General features: G+C 39.0%; 19 protein-coding genes. 5 read left to right on the top strand and 14 right to left on the bottom strand.

Annotated elements, in window-relative coordinates:
- Positions 1-74 precede the first annotated feature (74 nt).
- From KH109_RS00630 to KH109_RS00620, 3 genes are all read left to right on the top strand, one after another.
- Complete coding sequence (locus tag KH109_RS00630) at positions 75-866, top strand: metal ABC transporter ATP-binding protein (RefSeq protein ID WP_295214656.1); 792 nt, start codon at positions 75-77, stop codon at positions 864-866.
- A complete protein-coding gene (locus KH109_RS00625) occupies positions 859-1,677 on the top strand; it encodes a metal ABC transporter permease (RefSeq protein WP_295214651.1) in 819 nt (272 codons plus the stop codon). The genes KH109_RS00630 and KH109_RS00625 overlap by 8 nt, the downstream gene beginning before the upstream one ends.
- Positions 1,678-1,806: 129 nt before the next feature.
- A complete protein-coding gene (locus tag KH109_RS00620) occupies positions 1,807-2,214 on the top strand; it encodes a Fur family transcriptional regulator (protein ID WP_295214648.1) in 408 nt (135 codons plus the stop codon).
- A gap of 104 nt (positions 2,215-2,318) precedes the next feature.
- Here the strand turns inward: KH109_RS00620 and KH109_RS00615 are convergent, their stop codons facing one another.
- The 4 genes from KH109_RS00615 to KH109_RS00600 all read right to left on the bottom strand — a co-directional run bounded on the left by KH109_RS00615 (position 2,319) and on the right by KH109_RS00600 (position 7,344).
- Entirely contained in the window at positions 2,319-3,659 is a 1,341-nt protein-coding gene (locus tag KH109_RS00615; protein WP_295214646.1) for an anaerobic C4-dicarboxylate transporter, read from the bottom strand.
- Positions 3,660-3,878: 219 nt separating this feature from the next.
- The gene (gene bioA / locus KH109_RS00610) at positions 3,879-5,267 is read right to left on the bottom strand and encodes an adenosylmethionine--8-amino-7-oxononanoate transaminase (RefSeq protein WP_295214644.1); all 1,389 of its coding nucleotides are present in this window, start codon (positions 5,265-5,267) and stop codon (positions 3,879-3,881) included.
- A 135-nt stretch (positions 5,268-5,402) separates the two neighbouring features.
- Positions 5,403-6,155, bottom strand: a complete 753-nt coding sequence (bioD, locus tag KH109_RS00605) for a dethiobiotin synthase (RefSeq protein ID WP_295214640.1) — start codon at positions 6,153-6,155, stop codon at positions 5,403-5,405.
- Between the two features lie 643 nt (positions 6,156-6,798).
- A complete protein-coding gene (locus KH109_RS00600; RefSeq protein ID WP_156719711.1) occupies positions 6,799-7,344 on the bottom strand; it encodes a carbonic anhydrase in 546 nt (181 codons plus the stop codon).
- A 341-nt stretch (positions 7,345-7,685) separates the two neighbouring features.
- On the opposite strand from KH109_RS00600, the gene KH109_RS00595 reads away from it, so the two are divergent.
- Positions 7,686-8,726: a YeiH family protein gene (locus tag KH109_RS00595; RefSeq protein ID WP_295214636.1), complete on the top strand. Its 1,041-nt coding sequence runs from the start codon at positions 7,686-7,688 to the stop codon at positions 8,724-8,726.
- A gap of 135 nt (positions 8,727-8,861) precedes the next feature.
- The gene (locus KH109_RS00590) at positions 8,862-9,479 is read left to right on the top strand and encodes a LysE family transporter (protein ID WP_156719712.1); all 618 of its coding nucleotides are present in this window, start codon (positions 8,862-8,864) and stop codon (positions 9,477-9,479) included.
- A gap of 125 nt (positions 9,480-9,604) precedes the next feature.
- Here KH109_RS00590 and KH109_RS00585 read toward each other — a convergent pair whose 3' ends face one another.
- The 10 genes from KH109_RS00585 to KH109_RS00540 form a co-directional block, all read right to left on the bottom strand.
- On the bottom strand, positions 9,605-10,489 hold the full coding sequence (locus KH109_RS00585) for a LysR family transcriptional regulator (RefSeq protein WP_295214632.1): 885 nt from the start codon (positions 10,487-10,489) through the stop codon (positions 9,605-9,607).
- A 196-nt stretch (positions 10,490-10,685) separates the two neighbouring features.
- Entirely contained in the window at positions 10,686-11,891 is a 1,206-nt protein-coding gene (locus KH109_RS00580; protein ID WP_295214629.1) for an MFS transporter, read from the bottom strand.
- 178 nt (positions 11,892-12,069) lie between these two features.
- Complete coding sequence (locus KH109_RS00575) at positions 12,070-12,675, bottom strand: hypothetical protein (protein WP_295214627.1); 606 nt, start codon at positions 12,673-12,675, stop codon at positions 12,070-12,072.
- A gap of 145 nt (positions 12,676-12,820) precedes the next feature.
- A complete protein-coding gene (locus KH109_RS00570; protein ID WP_295214623.1) occupies positions 12,821-14,092 on the bottom strand; it encodes a putative porin in 1,272 nt (423 codons plus the stop codon).
- A gap of 253 nt (positions 14,093-14,345) precedes the next feature.
- A complete protein-coding gene (locus KH109_RS00565) occupies positions 14,346-14,948 on the bottom strand; it encodes a hypothetical protein (protein ID WP_295214910.1) in 603 nt (200 codons plus the stop codon).
- Between the two features lie 342 nt (positions 14,949-15,290).
- Positions 15,291-15,962 carry a respiratory nitrate reductase subunit gamma gene (gene narI / locus KH109_RS00560; protein ID WP_295214620.1) on the bottom strand — a complete coding sequence of 224 codons (672 nt, stop codon included), beginning with the start codon at positions 15,960-15,962 and terminating at the stop codon, positions 15,291-15,293.
- Entirely contained in the window at positions 15,959-16,483 is a 525-nt protein-coding gene (narJ, locus tag KH109_RS00555; RefSeq protein WP_295214618.1) for a nitrate reductase molybdenum cofactor assembly chaperone, read from the bottom strand. The genes narI and narJ overlap by 4 nt, the downstream gene beginning before the upstream one ends.
- On the bottom strand, positions 16,483-17,910 hold the full coding sequence (gene narH, locus KH109_RS00550) for a nitrate reductase subunit beta (protein WP_295214615.1): 1,428 nt from the start codon (positions 17,908-17,910) through the stop codon (positions 16,483-16,485). The genes narJ and narH overlap by 1 nt, the downstream gene beginning before the upstream one ends.
- Positions 17,900-21,577 carry a nitrate reductase subunit alpha gene (locus KH109_RS00545; protein ID WP_295214612.1) on the bottom strand — a complete coding sequence of 1,226 codons (3,678 nt, stop codon included), beginning with the start codon at positions 21,575-21,577 and terminating at the stop codon, positions 17,900-17,902. The genes narH and KH109_RS00545 overlap by 11 nt, the downstream gene beginning before the upstream one ends.
- A 71-nt stretch (positions 21,578-21,648) precedes the next feature.
- The gene (locus tag KH109_RS00540) at positions 21,649-22,335 is read right to left on the bottom strand and encodes a Crp/Fnr family transcriptional regulator (protein ID WP_295214608.1); all 687 of its coding nucleotides are present in this window, start codon (positions 22,333-22,335) and stop codon (positions 21,649-21,651) included.
- Between the last annotated feature and the right edge of the window lie 354 nt (positions 22,336-22,689).

Genomic DNA, 22,689 nt, shown 5'->3' with positions numbered 1-22,689 from the left:
ACTCAGTTGCATTTGTAATATAGTTATAGTATAAACTTACTCAAGATTTTGTCAATTAGAAAAGTGGTTTTTATATGTTATCTATTGAACATCTTTATTTTTCCTATCAAGGTCAGCCACCTTATGTGTTGAATGACCTTAACTTACATATTCACAGCGGTGATTATATATCCATCGTTGGGGACAATGGGTCTGGTAAAAGTACCCTTCTACGTCTCATCTTAGGGTTCCTTAAACCTGTAAAAGGCTCTATCAAACGAGATACAAACAACATTCGCTATGTATCTCAAAAGAATGATTTCTCTCATGCAGGCTTCCCTATTACGGTAAAAGAAATACTGGATTCCTACCGTAAGCTATTAAAAATCAAAGATAAACATGAAGTAGATCGTGTCTTAGAACTCACCAATATGACGGAGTTCAAAGACCGTTTAATTAGCAAACTATCTGGTGGTCAAGCACAGCGTGTATCTATCGCTCGTGCCCTCATCGGTAATCCTGACCTCATCATACTTGATGAACCATCTACTGGTGTTGACCGTAAAAGCCAAGAAGGCATTTACTCACTCCTCTGCGAATTAAATCAAGTTCATCACATTACGATTATCTCGGTGGAACATAACCTTGAAATGGCCTTAGCCAATTCAACTAACATTTACCATATTGCAAATGGTCAAGGTCATCTTTGCTCCCCTGAACAATACGCTAGTGAAATTATGCACAGCACAGGACGCAATCCTATGGATCACGAAAACTGCGTTTGCTTCACAGATGTAACAACTCAGGCTCAGGCTCAGGCTCAGGCTCAGGCTCAGGCTCAGGCTCAGGTCGATGATACTACAACTAAGGAGGTGCACCATGTTTAGTTATGATTTCATGCAAAATGCCTTCTTCGTAGCTATCTGCATTTCTCTATTATGTCCATGTATTGGTATTTTCATGGTACTTCGTCGGTCTAGTATGATTGGCGACACCATGAGCCACGCATCGCTAGCAGGTATTACATTAGGCTTATTAACAAATACGAATCCTATCTTAGGAGCATTTATCTTTACTGCTATTTGCGGTGCCCTTATCGAGTTCTTGCGAAAATATTTTTCTCACCATCTCGATCTGATTCTTACTATTATCTTATCTCTTAGCATCGGTACAGCTATTACCCTTATTAGTTCAGGTAAATTAAAAGCTAACGCCAATGTATTCTTCTTTGGCAGTATCTTAACCGTAAACACTACGGATATGATTAGTATTGCAGCCCTAACAATTCTATCTGTTTTAACCTTATATTTCTTATATAACTCACTTCTTTACATCGCTTATGATGAAGAGGCAGCTCGTGTAGCCGGTGTTAAGGTTGATTTTATCAATTACATCTTTGCCATCTTAATGGCTGCTGCCGTATCCATTTCTATTAAAATCGTTGGTGTTCTCGTATTAAGTGCTATGATTGCCTTACCTGTAGCATCGGCATTACAACTAGAAAAAGGATTTAGAACGACATTACTCTGTTCTATTGGATTTAGTTTGCTAGCCATGATTATCGGCCTCTTCGGATCCTACTATCTCAACGTAGCTCCAGGTGGTTTTGTATCGCTAATATCAGTTTCAATTCTACTCGTAGTATTAGTCATTAAAAATATCAGAACCATCCTACGCCGTATGCAATTTAGCAAGTAAACAAAGATAATCATCAATATATAGATAGCTATTCTATTAGCAAAATAAGATGGCTATCCTGTGCAAAATAAATTATCTACTTATACTTGTATAACAAGTTTAGTATTAAAACAGAATCGAAAGAGCGTTATGAATACAACAAGTTGGCCTGAAGGCATAAAAAAAACCAAACAGCGCGAAGCAATTTGGTCCGTATTAACAACTACAGATAAACCTATTACGGCTATGGAAATCGCAGAGCGATTAGGCGATGGCAGCACTACATGGATGTCTACCATTTACCGTACCCTTGAATTATTAGAAACAAAGGAAATTGTTACCCGTACAACACTCATGGGTAGCGATATGGCATATTATGAGATTACCCCTCATACGCACCGTCACTATGCAGTATGTACCAAATGTGGAACCATGATACCGCTCCACACCTGCCCTGTTGTAGAAATGCCACAGGAATTAATTGATGCAGGCTTTACGGTGACGGAGCATCATTTGGAAATTGCAGGAACATGTAAGGATTGTAAGAATAAAGGTTAATAAAAACTCTCTAAATAAATCAAACAAAAAGGACGTAACTTTTAAAAGTTACGTCCTTTTCTTATTTGAATATGTTTGAATTAGCCTTATTTAGCTTTTACCAACTACAGCATCAATGGAGCCACTACAAAGCCGAGTGCTACTGCGATAGCGATAGCAAGTACGCCTGGGATGAAGAACGGATGGTTAAATACGAGCTTACCGATTCGTGTGGAGCCAGTGTCGTCCATTTGTACAGCCCCTAAAAGTGTTGGGTATGTAGGTAATACGAAGAGTGCAGATACAGCTGCGAAGGATGCGATGATAATGTATACGGATCCTGGGTTCTCTGGAGTAATACCGAGAGCCAAGATTACGGCCGGTACCAATGCTTGCGTAGTTGCCGCTTGGCTATACAACAATGTACTAGCAAAGAAGAATGCTACAGCTAACAAGAACGGATATGCAGTTACCATGCTAGAAGCAAGAGCTTTGATTTCAGGAATATGACCTTTTACGAAAGTATCACCCAACCATGCTACACCTAATACGCAGACACATGCGGATAAACCAGATTTAAATGTGCTTGTGTTAACAAGTTGTGCTGTATCAATCTTGCAGAAGAATGTGATAGCTGCTGCAATAATCATCATGAAACCGATGATTGCATCATTTCGACCGAAGATAACCGGTTTAATAAGACCGATGTTTTTAGAGATTGCAGTTGCGTAGAATACGATACAAATAATACCAATCAAGAAAATCAATACAGAAGTTTTCGCACCTGGTTTTAAGTGGAAATCAGCACTTTTCTCACGAGGTGGAGCTACGTGACCTGCTGCTAAACGTTCTTGGTAAACAGGATCAGATGACAAGTCATTGTTAGAGAAATTAGACATAATAAATGCAGTAATCATAACTGCTACAAATGTCGTAGAAATACAAATAGCAAGTAATGTAGGATAGTTTACACCGAATGGTTCAAGGAAACCACTCATAGCAACAACCGCTGCGGATACTGGGCTCGCAGTAATACCGATTTGGCTCGCTACAACAGCGATGGATAATGGTACAGATGGCTTAATGTTTTCACTTTTTGCCACCTCTACGATTACCGGAATCATAGAAAATGCTGTATGACCAGTACCAGCCAACAGAGTTAAGAAATACGTTACTGTTGGTGCTAAATAGTTGATGTGTTTAGGGTTTTTGCGCAAAATATTTTCCGCAATACGCACCAAATAATCAAGACCACCGGCTAACTGTAAGGCACAGATGGCAGCGATAGCAGACATGATGATGAGAATTACATCCCACGGAATCTGTCCAGGGAACATACCCATACCAAGGCTTAACAATACTACCCCAAGGCCGCCAGCGTAACCGATGCCCATACCACCAAGGCGAACACCAAGGAAGATGGCACCAAATAAAATAATAACTTGCATAATTACATAAATGTCCATACGATGACCTCCTTTATACATATATAGTATCATAGATATGCAGAAATATCATCGAATTTTCACAATGTATAGTCTATAGTTTAAAGACATAACTAAAACATCATAATAAATAAATATAAAAAGCTATATATGTCGACAGCCTACATCGTCTGTAGAATCGTGACATATATAGCTTTTATTATTACACCAAACCTTTATAAAATGCTTGATCCTATATTTTTACAAAATAATTGGCCGTAAATCTTCGAGAATCCCTTCTTCTTCGGTAGCTCGTTGGATACTTTCACCAACGATGCGAACCATATCCTCTAATTGTTCCACAGTGGACGCCAATGGAGGCATGAGAATTACTACATCGCCGATAGGACGACAAATAAGGCCTTGTTCACGAGCAAGGATGGCCACCTTAGCCCCTACCGCATCATTTGGACGATATGCTTCATGAGTGGCCACATCTTTTTCAAGTTCAATACCTACGATGAGGCCTCGTTGACGAACCTCTTTCACATGTTTTAATTTTTCAATAGGTTTTAATGCATTGGTAAAAGCCTCGATTTTTTTAGGCAATCCTTCGATGACCTTCTCTTCGCGGAAAACTTTCAACGAAGCCAATGCAACCGCACAAGCCAAGGCATTACCTGTGTAGGAGTGACCATGATAGAATGTTTTCTTTTCTTCAAAGGTGCCAAGGAATGCATCAAATATGCGTTGTGTAGTCAATGTGGCAGCTAGAGGCATATAACCGCCAGTAATCCCTTTAGATAAGGTCATGAAATCTGGTGCTACTCCTTCGTGTTCGCAGGCAAAGAATTTACCAGTACGGCCAAAACCTGTGGCTACTTCATCGACAATGAGGAATACATCATGTTTCGCAGTTAATTCGCGAACTCGTTTCAAATAGCCATGAGGCATGACGAGCATGCCTGCCGCAGCTTGTACTAATGGTTCCATAACGAGAGCTGTAATTTCATCACCCTCTTCATTGAGGATGCGCTCTAATTCAGCCAAAGATTCTTCAAAGGCTTTATTTCGATCTGCTAAGTCGCGATATACGCCAGGGCTTGGCAATGTCAAAGGTTTGAATAATAGATTATGAAATACTTGGTGGAATAATTGAATACCCCCTACAGATACAGTACCTAATGTATCCCCATGATAGCCCGCATTGAGAGCAATGAACTTAGTTTTCTTTGTTTGCCCTACAAGTTGACGATATTGGTACGCCATCTTAATAGCAACTTCAATCGCAGTACTACCATCATCAGACAAAAATACTTTATTTAAACCTTCTGGAGCGAGCTCTACTAATTCTTTACACAATTGTGCAGATGGTGGGCTTACAAGACCGAGCAATGTGCTATGAGCAATTTTATCCACTTGTTCTTTCAATGCCTGATTTAATACAGGATGGTTATGACCATGAATATTAACCCATAAGGAGGACACACCATCGTAATACTTTTTACCATTCTCATCGATGAGGTATACCCCCTCACCACGTTCGATTACTACTGGTTCTTGTGCTAACCAATCTTGCATTTGTGTAAATGGGTGCCATACAAACTCATGGTCCCATTGTGCTGCTTGTGAAAGCTGTTTCTCTGCCATTTTGTTACCTCATACGTACAATTTTACAAACTATAATTCCCTATCCCTATAAAGCTCTACTACTATAACAATCTACTACTATAACAATCTATTAATATAAATGAATAGTCCAGATTAAATTACAATATCTAACTACTATATGCCTAATACTGTATTCCACACCTTCTTAGAGTCCACAAAGGACCGAGCCCAACCTAGCTGAACCTTTTGGATATCCGGACCTTGGTATGGCGGTACTACAGCCACTACAGGAATACCTGTATATCGTTCCATGTCTTCCACATTTGTTTTCAACAAGAACGGATCCACTGCCGTTGTATCATTAACAATGATGGCTTTCACCTCAATACCATGCATCTTCGCGTATTCACAAGTTAAAATAGCGCGATTAATGGAGCCCAACCGTCCATCAGCTACAACGATGGCCGGTAATTTAATATCTTTCATTAAATCCGTGAATGTTTTATCGCCGTAAAGAGGTGTTGTAATACCACCAGCACCTTCTACAAAGGTTAGATCATAGCGATTAACAACATCTAATGTATGAGCTACTACACCATCATAATTGATTTCTATACCAGCCAATTCTGCTGCCAGACGAGGAGAAAAATCTCCAGCAATAGCATATGGATTAACCTCGTGACGGCGCGACTCAGGAATGCCAGCGGAACGCATCAAATATGTAGCATCCTTGCTTTCAAGATCCACATTATAATTATCCTCATCCATCGTTACACATTCAGGAAAAGGTACTGCGCTGGAGGACACCGGTTTAACCATACCAACCGCAAAGCCATCATCAACAGCCATAGCCCCTAACAACCCTGTCACAAACGTCTTGCCTACATCTGTATCGGTTCCAATTATAGAAATACCTAACTGCTTCATACATGTCTCCTCTCAGCGATACTTAACGCCGCATAGGTTAACTAATTTATGTGAGTAAGTTTACAATCTAATTACAATATACAGCCAAACGGAATATATAGTCAACCTATTATTACGCTTAAGGTTTACCGTGATAGGACTATATGGGGCCCCCATACATTAGTGCGAGCCTTGTTAAAAATCACAGAACCTAGCTCATCGCTCCAAAGCGAGCTAAGTCGCTCTTTACTAGGTTCTGTGATTTTTATGGCTGTACTTATGTAACAGTCCCATATAGTCCTATCTACAACCATAAATGCGAGAATAATAGGTTGGCTATATATGGAGAAAAGAGAAAAAGAGTGATGACTAACCGATTAGCGACTTAGTTCGCTTTGGAGCATAGAGGTTAGTCATCACTCTTTTTTACCTAAATGTAGTTATGTAGAGGGGCCCCTTTATTTCTTTTCCCTCTCTTGATACAGCGAAATTACGCTAACTCTTTAATGACATTCAGATTTGATGGGACTAATTCATAGGTACAGTTAGAAAAAGGACGAGAACTAACCGATTAGCGACTTAGCTCGCTTTGGAGCGTAGAGGTTAGTTCTCGTCCTTTTTCACTTAAATGTACAAATCAACTTGGGCCCCATCAAATCAAAGGTTATATTTCGAGGTAGCGGAATTCGCCTGTATCAGGATCCATCATGCCCCCATAGAATCCCATTCCTTTTGGGAATAGTGGGTGGTTACGCAAGAAGTTAACTGTATAGATTACATTGTCTTCGGATATGTGGAAACGATCCATCCAATCAATAAGTCCGGGTTCGATCATGCGAATCGCATCTTCACTGATACCTTTTTCTTTCATGGACTCCATAAAAGTTGTAGCAGAGAAGTCAATCATGCCGCAGTTCTCATGGCCGATGACTAATACGTCTTCAATTTCCATACCATACGTAGCTACTAGCAAGCTTTGTACGATATTATCGATTGGTTGCGTTACACTATTACCGGCTGTTTTTATAACGATGATTTCACCACGGTTAAAACCTAATGCCTCTTCTAGCATGCAGACTAAACGCGTATCCATACATGTGACAATACCTAGTTTTTTTGTAGGATGGCTTGTTAATCCTGCTTTTGGTAATTCTGGATGGTTTTTCACATACTCTTTATTGGTTTCAATTATTTGTTTAATATCAATCATAAGGTACCTCATTTACATTTCTATCTATAAAATAGATTCTATTCATTATATACAATATATTCAATGAAAAACAAGAGATTTTCATCACCTATAAATATTTATTATAACCTACCTTCTTCACAAGAAGGCCATAAAACTCATATTAATTCTATCTTTATAATTAATATTCATTTATTATACCTTTTATTCTTATATATTTATAAAAATGAATATACTGTATATTTCTTACATTACTAGTAGATTATAATTCCCCAATGTGGTACCATTAAAATTATAGAAAAGAAACGCCACATGATACCACATATGGCGTGAACTGTATGTACAGTAAGGAGATTTTTATTATGGGTATCAATCAAAAAACGTTGCCAGGCATTCTGCTCTGTGCAGTCCTCGCTATTCCTTGTTGGCTATTAGGCCTAGAGTTTCATCTAATCGGTAGCCCAATCTTTGCCATTATCTTAGGTATAATTATTGGCTCTATATTCACATCTTGGAAGCGTGAAAAAACTGGTGCCGGCATCGGCTTCACATCTAAAAAGATTTTACAATGGGCTGTTATTTTATTGGGCTTTGGCTTAAATATTACACAGATTTTACATGTAGGTTGGATTTCTTTACCTGTCATTATTTCAACCATCGCTACATCCTTAATCGTGTCCTATGTTATTTATCGCCTTACTCATATCGACTCTAATACAGCTGTACTTATCGGCGTAGGTTCCTCCATTTGTGGTGGTTCTGCTATCGCTGCAGCTGCACCAGTCATCAAGGCAGAGGATCAGGATATTGCCCAAGCAATCTCCGTTGTATTCTTCTTCAATGTAGTAGCAGCTTTTGTATTCCCTCCATTTGGTGATGCTATTGGTCTTTCCAATATGGGCTTTGGTCTATTTGCTGGTACTGCAGTAAACGATACATCCTCGGTAACAGCTACAGCTGCCGTATGGGATAGTATGAAAGGTACTGGTACACAAGTACTAGAATATGCGACAATCGTTAAATTAACACGTACCCTCGCTATTATTCCTATTTGTTTAGGTTTAGCAAGTTACCAAGTATATAAAGCAAAACAAAATGCGGCTCAAACTGATGGTGGTAGTGTTAGCATCGCTAAAATTTTCCCTAGGTTTGTTCTCTACTTTGTAATTTGTTCTTTAATTACTACTGCATTATCTTATGCAAATATAGATATTCAATTCTTGAGCGTATTCAAAACTATTTCCAAATACTTTATTACAATGGCAATGGTTGCTATCGGTCTTAATACTAATATCGTAAAATTGATAAAATCCGGTGGTTCTGCCCTTGCATTGGGTGCTTGTTGCTGGATTACCATCACAGCAGTCAGCCTAGCTGTACAACATATGATTGGTTTATGGTAAGAAATATACATACCTATTTTAATATGATATAATTGTATATAGTTAGAATAGTAATAACCCCTCCAGTAATGGAGGGGTTTCGTGCTACTATTCACCTTATTAGTACTTTATCATACTATAGTTAGGAGGGTTAACATGTACTTCTTACAAGGACTTCTTGTCGGTCTCGCAACATTTGCCCCTGTTGGCATGCAAAACCTCTTCATCATCAACACAGCATTGGTACAACCTATACGTCGTATCATATTGACCCTTATCATATTGGCACTATTTGATATGAGCCTCAGTACGGCAGCCTTCTTTGGTATCGGCGCCATTCTTGAAATGTGGCCGCTTACAAAGCTTATCGTACTCCTTTTTGGGGGCCTACTGATTGTATACATGGGCTTTAATATATTCAGAACTGAACCAGATATACGCAATGTAAATACGAATATTCCAATTCGTAAAATTATCCTATCCGCTATCGCTGTATCCTGGGGGAATCCTCAAGCCGTTCTTGATGCAACTATGATGCTCGGCGCCTTTCAAGCTAATATACCTGAAGAAGGTATTTATTATTTCTTTGGAGGCTTCCTAGCTATGACACCAATGTGGTTTGGAGCCTTAGCTGCCACCATGCATTTATTAGCTAAAAAAATAAAAATTACCCATATGGCTTGGATCAATCGCTTCTGCGGAGCCGTTCTCGTCATTTATGGTATAAAATTATTCATCGATGGAGTCACAATGTTCTTAGAATATTTTAATTAAAATAACTTTAATACCGCAATCTATAGACAGTAAAGCCGTTAGCATATGCTAACGGCTTTTATATTGTAATTGTTTATTTGTTATATTACGATTAAATTTATTTTACATAATCTGTCTTTGATACATTAAAACTCTGACAAAACTTGTCTAAACATATCCCTAAAAGCTTCTACATAGGTGTTATTTTGATTTTGTTGCGATACAAAGTAGTAATTGCGCTCCATCGATTTACCATGGTTAGTCAATACCTTGCGCTCAATACCTGGCATGGAGTCGGTTAAATATTTAAAACGATCAAGCAGCAATAGTCCTTGTTGACCTGCTACTAAATAGCGAGCCTCCTCTAATGTACGAGCATATGCAAAGGCACCAGCATAACCAATGGCCTTACGATAATGTTCTTCCTCAGCTAGCGTATACTTACCGCGACAAACTAAGATAAGTGGTAAGTCATCAATAGTTTTAATTTCAACGCTACCTTCCTTTGTATAGCCTTGTGGCACCTCGATTACTGTGGTCGCCTTATCAATCAAATGACTTTCATAATCATCAGATAAAATCTGCCACTGATCATTAAATATTACATCTACACGACGATCATCTAACATGCCATATAGTTCCTCATGACTGCCACTATACATGCGAATATCTAGGTTTTTATAGCGTTTAGCCATGCGAATGACCGTTTGCTGCATAGCCATCCCACTATAGCGATTTAAATAGCCAATTCGTAAGCTAACACGTGCATCTGTACCAATGCGGGTTGTTTCTACCTTAATATCGTGAAAGCGTTCTAGTAATTTTTTACCAGATCGATATAAATATTGCCCCGCTGGTGTTAGGTAAAAGCTTCGTTTTTCTCGTACCATCAGCTCCACGCCTAAACTCGTTTCAAGGGCTTTAATTTGTTGTGAAATAGCAGATTGAGACACATACTGCTCAGTCGCAGCTTGAGTAAAACTATTATTATCAACTACACACACAAAATACTCTAATTGTTTCAACAACATAACGATACACTCTCATCTCTCTTATAATTAGTAGCCTTACTCTATCTACTAGCCCACTACACAACATACACCAACCCCTCTCATTGGTATTTGCTACTCACATAATATTTTTCTCTACAACTACAACTACAACTACAACTACAACTACAACTACAACTACAACTACAATTATTATATTTCATTGAAAGTAGATTCACTATGATGAACTGCTTTCACGAGACATAACTAAATTACGATATACAAACCAGGACGCCACAAAGAATATTGTCGCCGTAGACCAGAACACAGCACCATATCCAAAGGCACGCGCAATAACACCACTAATAACAGGGCCTAATACATTACCCATCATTGCTACGCTAGATACGGCACCAAAGACAATGCCCCGTCGCTCAATAGGGACGGCCTTGGATATCAGCGTATTTGCAATTGGCGTAATAAAGCCCATAAAGAATCCGGCTATAGCACGGAATACGCCAAGCCCCCATATACTAGGCATTAAGTATTGCAAAATAAATAAAGATCCCACCGCCCATGTAGCAGTAAAGATAATACGAGGCATGGTCAATCGTTGTGTTACCTTACCGATTGAAATGGATGCTAAGGCGCTAAACAAACCAGCCCCAAAGATAATAATTCCTACAATGGTAGCCACAAATTCATCATTCACGGCCATATAGTGTTTGATATAAAGCGGTAAGATGGGACCAATACCAGTAATACCAAAGTTACATAAAAACTGCATCGCCACTAATAGACGAACTCGAGGTATCATGAGAAATGATTTAATCAACGAAACCTGTGATTCTTGAGCGTCTACCTTATGCTTAAACTGTAAATTAGGCATTAAGAAATAAATACCTAATAAGCAAATGCCAGTCAATCCGGAAAATATAAAGAATGGCGCTCTATAACCTAATAAATCGGCCGCTAAGCCGCCCATAAGAGGACCAAAGACGAGGCCCATCACCATAGATGCTTGATACAGCCCCATCGCCCATGGCACCTTTTCCTCAGGTGTTATGAGTACGATAATAGCCAAACCGATTGGTACATAACCGCCTACTACACCTTGCAATAGCCTTAGGACTAATAACTGTGCTGGGGTTTGAGTGAAAGCACAAGCCCCGACTGTAACCATTAAGGTAAATAAGATAAACATCATTACCTTACGAGGTCCCAGTTGATTTGCCTTACGCGACCAATACGGTGCACTAAGCGCTACCATACAAGGCGTTACACCTGATACGATACCGGCCCACATAGCAGCTTCACCTGGATTATGTAGACCTAACTCTATAAGGAATAACGGAAGGAATGATAGCACCCCTATAATTGTTATTCCCCCACCAATCTGTATAATACAGATTAAATAGATAATTCGTTTCCAAGAAGAATCCATAGTGACCTTCTTTCTTATCAGTATATACTTACAAAAAACAATAGAATATACTCATAATATTATTGTATCGTAAACTACAAAAAAAGACCATCTCTTCCACATATAAAGGGTAGAGATGGTCTCTTTTTAGTTTTATGATTATACGACTTTTATAAGAATAAAAGTACGTATACATCATTTATTTTTGTTTGAACATCCAATAGATGTAGTAAATAACAAGTGCATACGTCACTACATCAAATACAGGCAAGAATGGTACCATTTTAGACAAACGTCCAAAACCATGAACATGAATATTTGCTGCAATGATAGCAATAAGGTTCAAACGATGAATCCAGATGGCTTTTTTACAAGATATAGATTCTGCCATATTGCCTACCCAAGGCGTTAAGTACAATACGGCAAAGATAAGAGCAATAAACATGGCTCCAAGGGAGATATAACCGCCCCAGAATCCTAAGAAGGACTTCAATGCTTTCAAGAAGTATACATACCAATGTGCACATACAAGAACAACACTAACGATACCTACGATGCGATGAACTTCAAACATTTCTTTTGGATTATATCGTTTGATAAACCATTTTGGTCTTGTTGCAATATATGTTAATACAAGCCATGCAACATAAGGAATAAGACCTAAGTGAACCTTCCAGTTACCAAATGATCTACCGCTTGTTACATAACCATATTCTACCATTCCCATAAATATTAGGGATAAAACCGCAATCCATATTAAAATATGGTATTTACTCTTAAACTGTTTTTTTACTACTTCTGCCATATAAACCTCACTATTTCTTATACAAACTACCAGTATATATCTAGTTGGCCTAATGTAGCATGCTAACAATTTCAATCCACATAGCATTCTACTTAGAACTTAAAACTAATTAGTTATTAAATCCAGATCCATCCTAAAATTAGAACTAGAATTTGAAGTTGAGGTCTGCACGGTAGAAATCATTTACACGGTTACCATCTTGTGTTTTCGCATGGAAGCCGTAGTATGCATTAATACCAACATTTTTCTCTGGAGCATAAGATGCACCTAATTGCCATGCTTTATAACCTTCATACCGTGTTTTCTTCAATAAATCATTAGATTCATATTTTTGCGTTTTAAATACAGGTGCATTTTTAGCTTGATCAAAGTAATCTAAGCGGATAACCCAAGAGTTTTTCTTGTTAATTTTATAATCGCCCCATTTAACGCCTACGTTCCAAATATCGGAATCACTCAAGCCAGATGCTTTTACCCACTCGCCATCAATACCGAATTTACCAACATTATATTTAGCATTAAAGCCATATACATTATCGAATTCGTTATTTTTCTTGCCATTACCCATACGTACATTTGTTGTACCTACATGAGCAAACATACCGCCAAAGCTAAAGCGATCATTAACAGCTACATGAGCATTAATAAGACCTACATCACCATTATCAGCTTTACTAGTCTTAGCAAAACGGCCTGCTGTCATATAACCATATGCACCATTTAATGTAACTTTATCACCTAGCTTCGCTGTAGCGCCTACACCATCAAAGTTAGAGCTATAAATCAAGCCACCGCCAAATTTTTGGGTATAACGACCAGCATCAACTACAACATTTTTACCGAATTTATGCTCTACATATGCTAAATCCCAATTAGCTTGAGCATCTTTAGAACTATCACCTAGTTCAATAGAACCTGTTGTAATACGAGCTTTTACAGATGTATTTTTATTAACCTTTGCATCTAGACCTAAACGTACACGGGCTGTAACTTTATCTTCGTAATCATAACCATCGATACCCTCTCTACCGATGTAGTTGATACGAGCATCACCAGTAACCTTTACATTGCCTACGCGGTCTTCCAATTTAGCTACACGCACACCAAGTGTATTCAATTCATTGGAAAACTCGTCGGCCAAGCGATTCAACATAGCTTGTTGTTCTGCATTAGCACGATCTTGATTAGCCATGCCTTTCGCAATCATTTGAGCCATTTCGTAACGAGTAATGTTATTTTGACCTTTGAAAGTACCATCAGGGTAACCATTGATAATACCAGCTGTAGCTAATTGATCTACAGCTTGATAAGCCCAGCTATCGGACGGAACATCGGAAAATGGGTTAACAGCAAAGGCTGTAGCCACACCTAACACAGCTGTCACTGCAAAAGCACTAGTCATTTTACGTTTCAACATAATAAACCTCACACACTAAAAATAAGAAAATATAAAATGAGTAGATAATGAATACACGAATATAATTATCATTATCATATGTAACATAAAAATAATAACAACTTTCATTAACCGAGTAAAGAGAAAATGTATATCAATCTCACAATCATTTATGCGTCAAACTGATAATATCCACATTTAATTCACTAGGGATAAACATATAAAACAAAAAAATCCCTTCCGTATAACACAGAAGGGATTTGCATGTATCTTATTATTTCTTTTTAAACATCAAGTAGATGCAGTAGATAACAAGACCATATGTAATGATATCAAAGACTTGAAGGAATGGTACCATTTTGGAAATTCTTGTAAAGCCATGGATATGAATATCTGCAGCAACTAACGCTACAAGATTTAAGCGATGAAGCCAAATACCAGTAGTACGACCAGATGCAGTTACTTTTCTAAGTTTTGGAGTTAAGAATGCAAGGCCAGAGATTGTACCAATACCGAAGGAAGTAAGGGCTACATAGCCACCCCACCAACCGAGAACGGATTTAGCAGCTTTACCGAAATAGAGATACAAATGGAATGCAATAACAGCTACAGATGCAATACCTAATGCACGGTGAACCTTGAACATTTCACATAAATTATAACGACTTGTAAACCATTTAGGACGAGTTGCCAAATAAGTCATCACAATCCACGTACACCAAGGTACAAGACCTGTATAGACTTTATAGTTCCCGAAGGCACGACCACCTACGATATAGCCCCACTCTAGCAAACCGATCATAATTAAGGAGAATACTGCAATCCATATAAAGATATGGTAAATACTCTTATACTGTTTCGTTTCCACTTGATTCATCATAAACCTCTCTAACATAATTCCTGAAATACTAATTTTACTTAACATATTTTATCATTTAAATCGAAATTTGCAGATTACTTATATTAGATAGGTAGCATTCATTATAAGAATAATTCTAATTTAGTCTTTCATTTTAACTATATAAACAACTCAAAAGTGTTTCGGTAAAAGCTAGGTAATTAAATCAGAAATAGTGTTATGTTATGTTATCTAAACTACTCTAACAAAAATTAATAAATAAAAGCCCCTTGTAGTAGTGAGCATCAGCTTTCACTATTACAAGGGGCTAAGATTAATTTGTCATATCATGAAGGGCATACAAATCAATCATCATCCTAATTATTTTTCGTCACGTTTACGATATACAATGAACGGACGTGTTAAGTAGTTGAGTGGAACACTCAAGCAGTGTACCAAACGGCTGAATGGGAAGATAATAGCTACCACCATCCACGCTAACATATGGAATTTAAACATGAATGGTACGCCTTCCATCAAGGATGGATCAGGCATAAAGGATAGTAAGCTACGGAACCAAGGACCGATAGATACGCGGTAATCAAAGAAACCAGATGCATTAAGCAATGTACCAGCCATACCGCTGAAAATGGCTAATGTTAAGAACAAATATAACCATTTATCAAGACCAGATGTATTAACTTTCATAGCAGGCACAGTAAAGCGACGTTTCATCAAAAGCAAGAAGCCTACGATAAAGATAATACCAGCTACAGCACCCATGTATAAAGCACCTTCATGGTACAAATGGTCATTAATACCGATTGCAGCAGTCCAAGTTTTAGGGATTAACACACCTACTACGTGACCACCGATAACGCATAGCAAACCAAAGTGGAACAATGGATTAGCGATGCGCAATTGTTTTTTCTCTAAAAATTGACTCGATTTTGTAGTCCAGTTTCTTTCAAAATAGAAGAAACGAACCAAAGTACCTACGATTAAGAAGGTGAAAGCGATGTAAGGCAAAGCGCCCCAAAGGAATAGATTCATCGTGCACCATCCTCCAATCCATTTGCAACAGACAAGATAATATCAAACAAGAATGCATAAGGCAATTTAGCCTCAATGAAGCGTTCTCTAATGTATTCCAATTTTGGCTTACAATAGTCGTAAATTTCTTTTGCTTTTTCATCATCGATAACGGCACATAATTCAAGAAGTGCTGGAATATAGTCTGGCATTTCTTTTGGCAAATCATAGTCGTTTTCTAGGAAGAAAGCTTTAAATTTAACGAGTTCTTCTGCTTGTTCCCCAGTACCTTGTAATTCATAAGTCGACAAATACATAGTTGTATTTTGACTAAAATCAAAGGTACGAACATATTGGTCTTCAAATTCTTTTTTATTGGATTCCTCTACATAGTCGAAGAATTCTAATAAACCTTGGCGAAGTTGAGGATGCTCAACGGATTGGGCGTCCTCTCTCCATTCAGGTAGTTCGTTATACCATTGTTCATCAGGATAGCGTAGAAGAAATGACGCAATAAGAGCGATTTTCTGAGCATCCTTCATTATTGACATCCCCCTGTAGGGCAAGCAAACCCGCGATTATGTTGCATTTCAAGGCGACCTTCGCGAGATACTTTTACATCAGATGGAATAACAAAGCGATCATTGTATTTGGACAATGCCAACAATTTGTACATACCGTACATTTGATCCTCTGTTAAATCAACTTTATGTTCAATAGGACCGTCACCGGTTTCACGACGGCGCATGTATTCACGCATGTCGAGAACACGTTGCAATGTACGAGCTAAAATTTCTGTATTACCTGCTGTAAACAAGTTAGCAAGGTATTGTACAGGTACGCGCATTTCATGTGCATCTGGCAAGTATACATCAGATGTTACACGTTGCAAGATTGGGCTGAGTGGTGGTACATACCAAACCATTGGCAATGTGCGATACTCAGGATGCAATGGTAATGCCACGCCCCACTCTTTTACAAGTTTGTACACAGGAGATTTTTGAGCTGCTTTAATCCATGCTTCAGAGATGCCTTCTTCGCGAGCAGCTTTAATAACCTCAGGATCATGAGGATCCAAGATTAACTCAACTGTATTTTCGTAAATGTCTTGTTCATTTTTTGTAGCTGCCATTTCTTCAACTTTGTCCATGTCGTAGAATACAACGCCAACATAGCGCATACGACCTACACAAGTTTCAGCACAGATTTGAGGCAAACCATTTTCCAAACGTGGGTAACAGAATACGCATTTTTCAGCTTTATTGGTTTCCCAGTTATAGAAGATTTTTTTGTATGGGCAAGATGGAACACAATGTCTCCAACCGCGGCATACATCTTGAGATACGAGAACTACACCATCTTCATCGCGTTTATAAATCGCGCCGGATGGACATGCAGCTACGCACGCAGGGTTCAAGCAGTGGTTACAAAGACGTGGCAAGTAGCGCATGAATACTTCTTCGTAATCAAATACGATATCTTGACCCATCTTAGTTAAGTTCACATCAGAGCGAGCATGTTGACCACCAGCCAAATCGTCATCCCAGTTAGGGCCCCAAGTAACTTCCATTTTTTGTTTCGTTACAAGAGAGCGAGGACGAGCAACTGGTTGGTTATTTTTACGACCGCCATGAATCAATGTTTCATAGTCGTAAGTCCAAGGTTCGAAATAATCCTTCAACTCTGGTTGTTCAGGATGGAAGAATAATTTCATCAAACGATTTGTTTTAGAACCTGTAGAAAGAGCTAATTTACCGGAGTTATCTAGCGTCCAGCCGCCCTTCCATTTTTCTTGGTCTTCCCAATTACGTGGATAGCCTACACCTGGGCGAGTTTCCACGTTATTAAAGTACATATATTCCGCGCCTTCGCGGTTCGTCCATGTATTTTTACAAGTGATAGAGCATGTATGACAGCCTAAACACTTATCCAAATTTAGGACCATGGATACTTGAGCTTTAATCTTCAAGCCAATCCACCTCCTTCAACTTACGAGCCACAATTGTCATATCACGTTGGTTACCAGTTGGGCCATAGTAGTTAAAGCCATAGCTCAATTGACCATAACCGCCAATCATGTGTGTCGGTTTCATGTGAATATGAGTTGGTGCATTGTGTGTACCACCGCGACGGTCTTTCTTAACTTGCGTACCAGGAACGTTGATGTGACGATCTTGGGAGTGATGCATATAGGAAATGCCACGAGGAATACGTGGAGATACAACTGCACGAGCTGCAACTACACCATTTTTATTGAAAGCTTCTACCCAGTCATTATCTTTAACGCCAATTTCTGCTGCATCATCTTCGTTGAGCCAAATAGTTTGACCACCACGGAACAATGTCAACATTTGTTGGCTATCGAAGTACATACTATGAGTAGACCACTTATTATGTGGTGTTAAGTATTTTAATGTAATTTCTGGAATACCTTCTTGTTTGTAGTCACCTTGTACTGGTTTGTAGGACAATACAGGTTTGTACAACGCCATTGCTTCACCGTAATCGCGCATCATTTCATGATCACAATAGAAGGATTGACGACCTGTTACGGTACGGAATGGTACTTTATCTTCTGTAGATGTTGTGAATGGGGAATAACGACGGTTTTTATCGTTTTTACCAGTACTTGTTACAGAGCTAATGATGAAGCGTGGTTGGCGAACCATGTCATCAAAAGTAATTTTTTCTTGTTCACGACCTTTTGCGTTCTTTTCAAGATCAGAAAGACCAGTTTTTTCTTCCATTGCCTTCCAAGAACGAACAGCCAATTTACCATTTGTACAAGAAGACAATGTCAATACAGCATTACAAGCTTCTTTACATTCGTAAATGCTTGGACGGCCATGAGAAATGAATTCTGGATTATCGATGGTACCATTTTGTGCATACAATGTTTGATATTCATCAGATACATCCCAAGCCAAGCCATGAGCACCCATTTTGTTTTCGATGTTAGGTCCCAAAGCAATGAATTTTTCAAAGATTTGGCTATAGTCGCGTTTTACATGAACGAGGTTAGGCATTGTTTTACCAGGAATTGGTTCACATTCACCTTTGCTCCAGTCGAGGACTTTACCTTCTGGTTGTGCCACTTCACCAGGGCTATCATGACCAAGAGGCAATGCTACGATATCTTCGTATTCTGTGAAGCTAGACTCTTTTGCTACGCGAGATACTGTTTCTGCAAGGGTACGGAATGTATCCCAGTCAGATTTAGTTTCCCATGCGCAATCAACAGCAGCTTGGAATACGTGTACATATGGATGCATATCTGTAGAAGACAAGTCTTCTTTTTCATACCATGTAGCTGCAGGGAATACGATATCAGAGTACAAGCCTGTAGAAGCCATACGGAAGTCTATGTCGATTAAGAGGTCAAGTTTACCTGCCCCATCAGCTTCACGCCATTTGATTTCTTCTGGACGTGTAGGTGCATCGTCATCTTCTAATACCGCATTTTTAGTACCCAATAAATGTTTCAAGAAGTATTCATGGCCTTTAGAAGAGGAACCGATAAGGTTCGCACGCCATACGAATAAGTTGCGTGGATGGTTTTCTTTAGCCGCTGGATCTTCTACGCAGAATTGTAAATCTTTATTTTTCAACGCTTGCGCCACATATTGGTTAATTTCTGCTTCTGTACCAGCACCAGCTGCACGAGCATCATTAATCAATTCTTGGCTGCCTTTATTGAAAGTAGGGTAAGATGGCAACCAACCTAAACGAGCTGCCAATACATTATAGTCACCAGGGTGACGATAACGAGGCTTAGCTAATTTAGATACGCGGTCTGCCAAGTCGATGCAATCAGAACGATATTGTTCTGTAGCAAAGTAGAACCAGGATGTACCATTTTGCAAACGAGGAGCTTTACTCCAGTCGTTAGCTGTCATGATACCGCCCCAGCCTTCAATAGGACGAAGTTTTTCTTGACCTACGTAGTGAGCCCAGCCACCACCATTAACACCTTCTGTACCACAGAACATGATAAGGTTCAAGATTGTACGGTAAATCACGTCAGCATGGTACCAGTGGTTGATACCACCGCCCATGATAATCATGGAACGACCTTTAGTTTTTTCTGCATTATCTGCAAACTCACGAGCTGTGGCAATAGCGATATCTGCTTTTACGCCAGTAATTTTTTCTTGCCATGTAGGTGTGTAAGGAGTGTCATCTGTATAAGATGTTGCCACTTCACCACCGATACCACGATTGATACCATAGTTAGCAAGAATAAGGTCATATACGGTAGTTACTTTTACAGGACCATCTACAGTTTGTACTGTAATAGTTGGAATAGCACGTTCAATTACACCTTCGTGCTCTTCATCGCCAAAGTATGGCAACTTAACAACAGTCACATCTTCACGTTGATCAAACACGGATAAACGAGGGTCGATTTTAGCCCCTGTATCGCGGTTTTCAAGGCGTAAGTTCCATTTTTGTGGATTTGTGTGACGTTCGCCCATTGTACCATTAGGAACAACGATTTCATTAGTTGTATCATCGATTAATACCATTTGGAAATTAGCGCCTTCCTCTTGGCGACCCAAATCCTTAGCATTCAAGAAGCGGCCTGGTTGTACAGTGCCGTTAATTTCTTCAACGCGTACAAGGAATGGCATATCTGTGAACTCTTTAGCATACTCTTTGAAGTATGGAGTTTCTTTATCGATGTAGTATTCTTTTAAGATTACGTGGCCCATTGCCATAGCAAGAGCCGCATCAGTACCGGCTTTTACATTGAGCCAAGCATCGGAAGAAGTTGTAGATTCCGCATAGTCAGGGGATACGGATACTACCTTAGTACCTTTGTAACGAACCTCTGTTAAGAAGTGAGCATCTGGCGTACGAGTCAATGGTACGTTAGAACCCCAAGTCATGATGTAACCAGCATTGTACCAGTCACCAGATTCAGGTGTATCAGTTTGTTCACCCCAAACTTGAGGGCTAGAAGGTGGTAAATCGGCATACCAGTCATAGAAGGACAATGGTGAACCACCCATTAAGTTAAGGAAACGAGCACCTGCTGCATAGGACAACATGGACATCGCTGGAATTACAGAGAAGCCTGCGTTGCGGTCAGGGCCGTATGTTTTTGCAGTATATAATAAGGATGCGGCAGTAATTTCTGTCGCTTCATCCCATGTGGAGCGCACAAAGCCACCCATACCACGGGCAGATTTGTATTTTTTCGCTTTTTCAGGATCTTCTACGATAGATTTCCAAGCTTCGATCGGGTTCTTAGCATGCTTTTTAGCTTCTCTCCAAAGCTCAGCCAATTCGCCGCGCACATATGGATATTTTACGCGCAATGGGCTATAGAGATACCAAGAGAATGTTGCACCACGAGGGCACCCACGTGGTTCGTAATCCGGCATATCATCTGGTGTTTCAGGGTAATCAGTAGCCTGATTTTCCCACGCTACAACACCATTCTTAACGTAGATATTCCAGCTACAAGAACCAGTACAGTTTACGCCATGCGTTGTGCGGACAACTTTATCGTAAGACCAACGGTCACGATAAAAATTTTCCCACTCGCGACCGCCATCTTCAGTTATTTGATGGCCGCTTGGAGATACGTTCTTCTTGCGAAGAAACTTAAACTTTTGAGACAACAAGCTCATCTCGTGTCCTCCTTCAAAACTACAAAAAAATCCTTTGTGCTAGCTGAGCTAACACAAAGGAGAAAATACTGTTATTCGATATTACTAATATTAGGGTCTATATTATCAACCTCTAAATCAAGCAATCCGATTAAAGCATCAAAATCACAGATTACTAGATGGTGTTTGTCATAGGCTACATAGCCCAACTTACGCAACTCACTTAGCATGCGATTTAAACTTTCTCTTGATGTGGCAGCAAATTCAGCCAACTCTTGATTTGTTAGGGCGATATCGATAAAGATACCATCCTCGCGCTCTACACCATAACTATTGGCTAAGCGCAACAAGGTAGAATAAAATGCTCCCTTCTTGCCATATAGTAGCAAGTCTCGGTATTTTGCCTGTTGACGACGCATATGTAATGTGTAGATTTGCATCATCGCAATAGCCAATGAATGATCTTTTGCAATAGCTGGCTCTAACACATCATAGCGAATGGAATAAACAGAGCAATCCTCCCGAGCGATGGCGTTGAACACATAAGTTCTTGTGTTCTCCTCATACAACGGAACCTCACCAATTACATTATTCGGACCTACTAGACGCAATGCAAAAATGTGCCCACTAGCTTCGAATTTCTTAATGCTCATTCTACCTTTTAACACTACGTAAAAGTGTTCTGCCTTGTCCCCCTCGTGGAAGAGAAAATCACCTTTTTTAAGATGGAGTTCCTCGCCCGGCAAAGCAAGTAATTGGTTAATTAAATTTTTATCCATACCTTCACCACTCCATTGTACTTTTAAAATAAAATCCATTAGTTATACTAATCTATTTATAGTAAAAGTACATGTATTATATACTTTTTTGTATATATATGATTATTATAACTTATTAATTTCAGAATATGTGTGTTTTATGTCACATTCACAAAAATTTTTACAATATATAATATATTTGTGATATAAGACATTGCAATTTTAGTTGATACAATAATTATAACTCAGTTCTCTAAGTAATTCGAATACTTTCTATAGAAATTCTATAGATTGCAATATTCATATACATTGACTGATAATTGTATCTTCCATGTCTTCATTGCATGTATAGTTTTTCAGTAAGGAGAAGTTCAA

Source organism: Veillonella sp., assembly GCF_018381775.1.
Taxonomy (GTDB): Bacteria; Bacillota; Negativicutes; order Veillonellales; family Veillonellaceae; genus Veillonella.
Note: the sequence above shows the minus strand (reverse complement) of the source record. Positions and strands in the feature narration are given on the sequence as shown.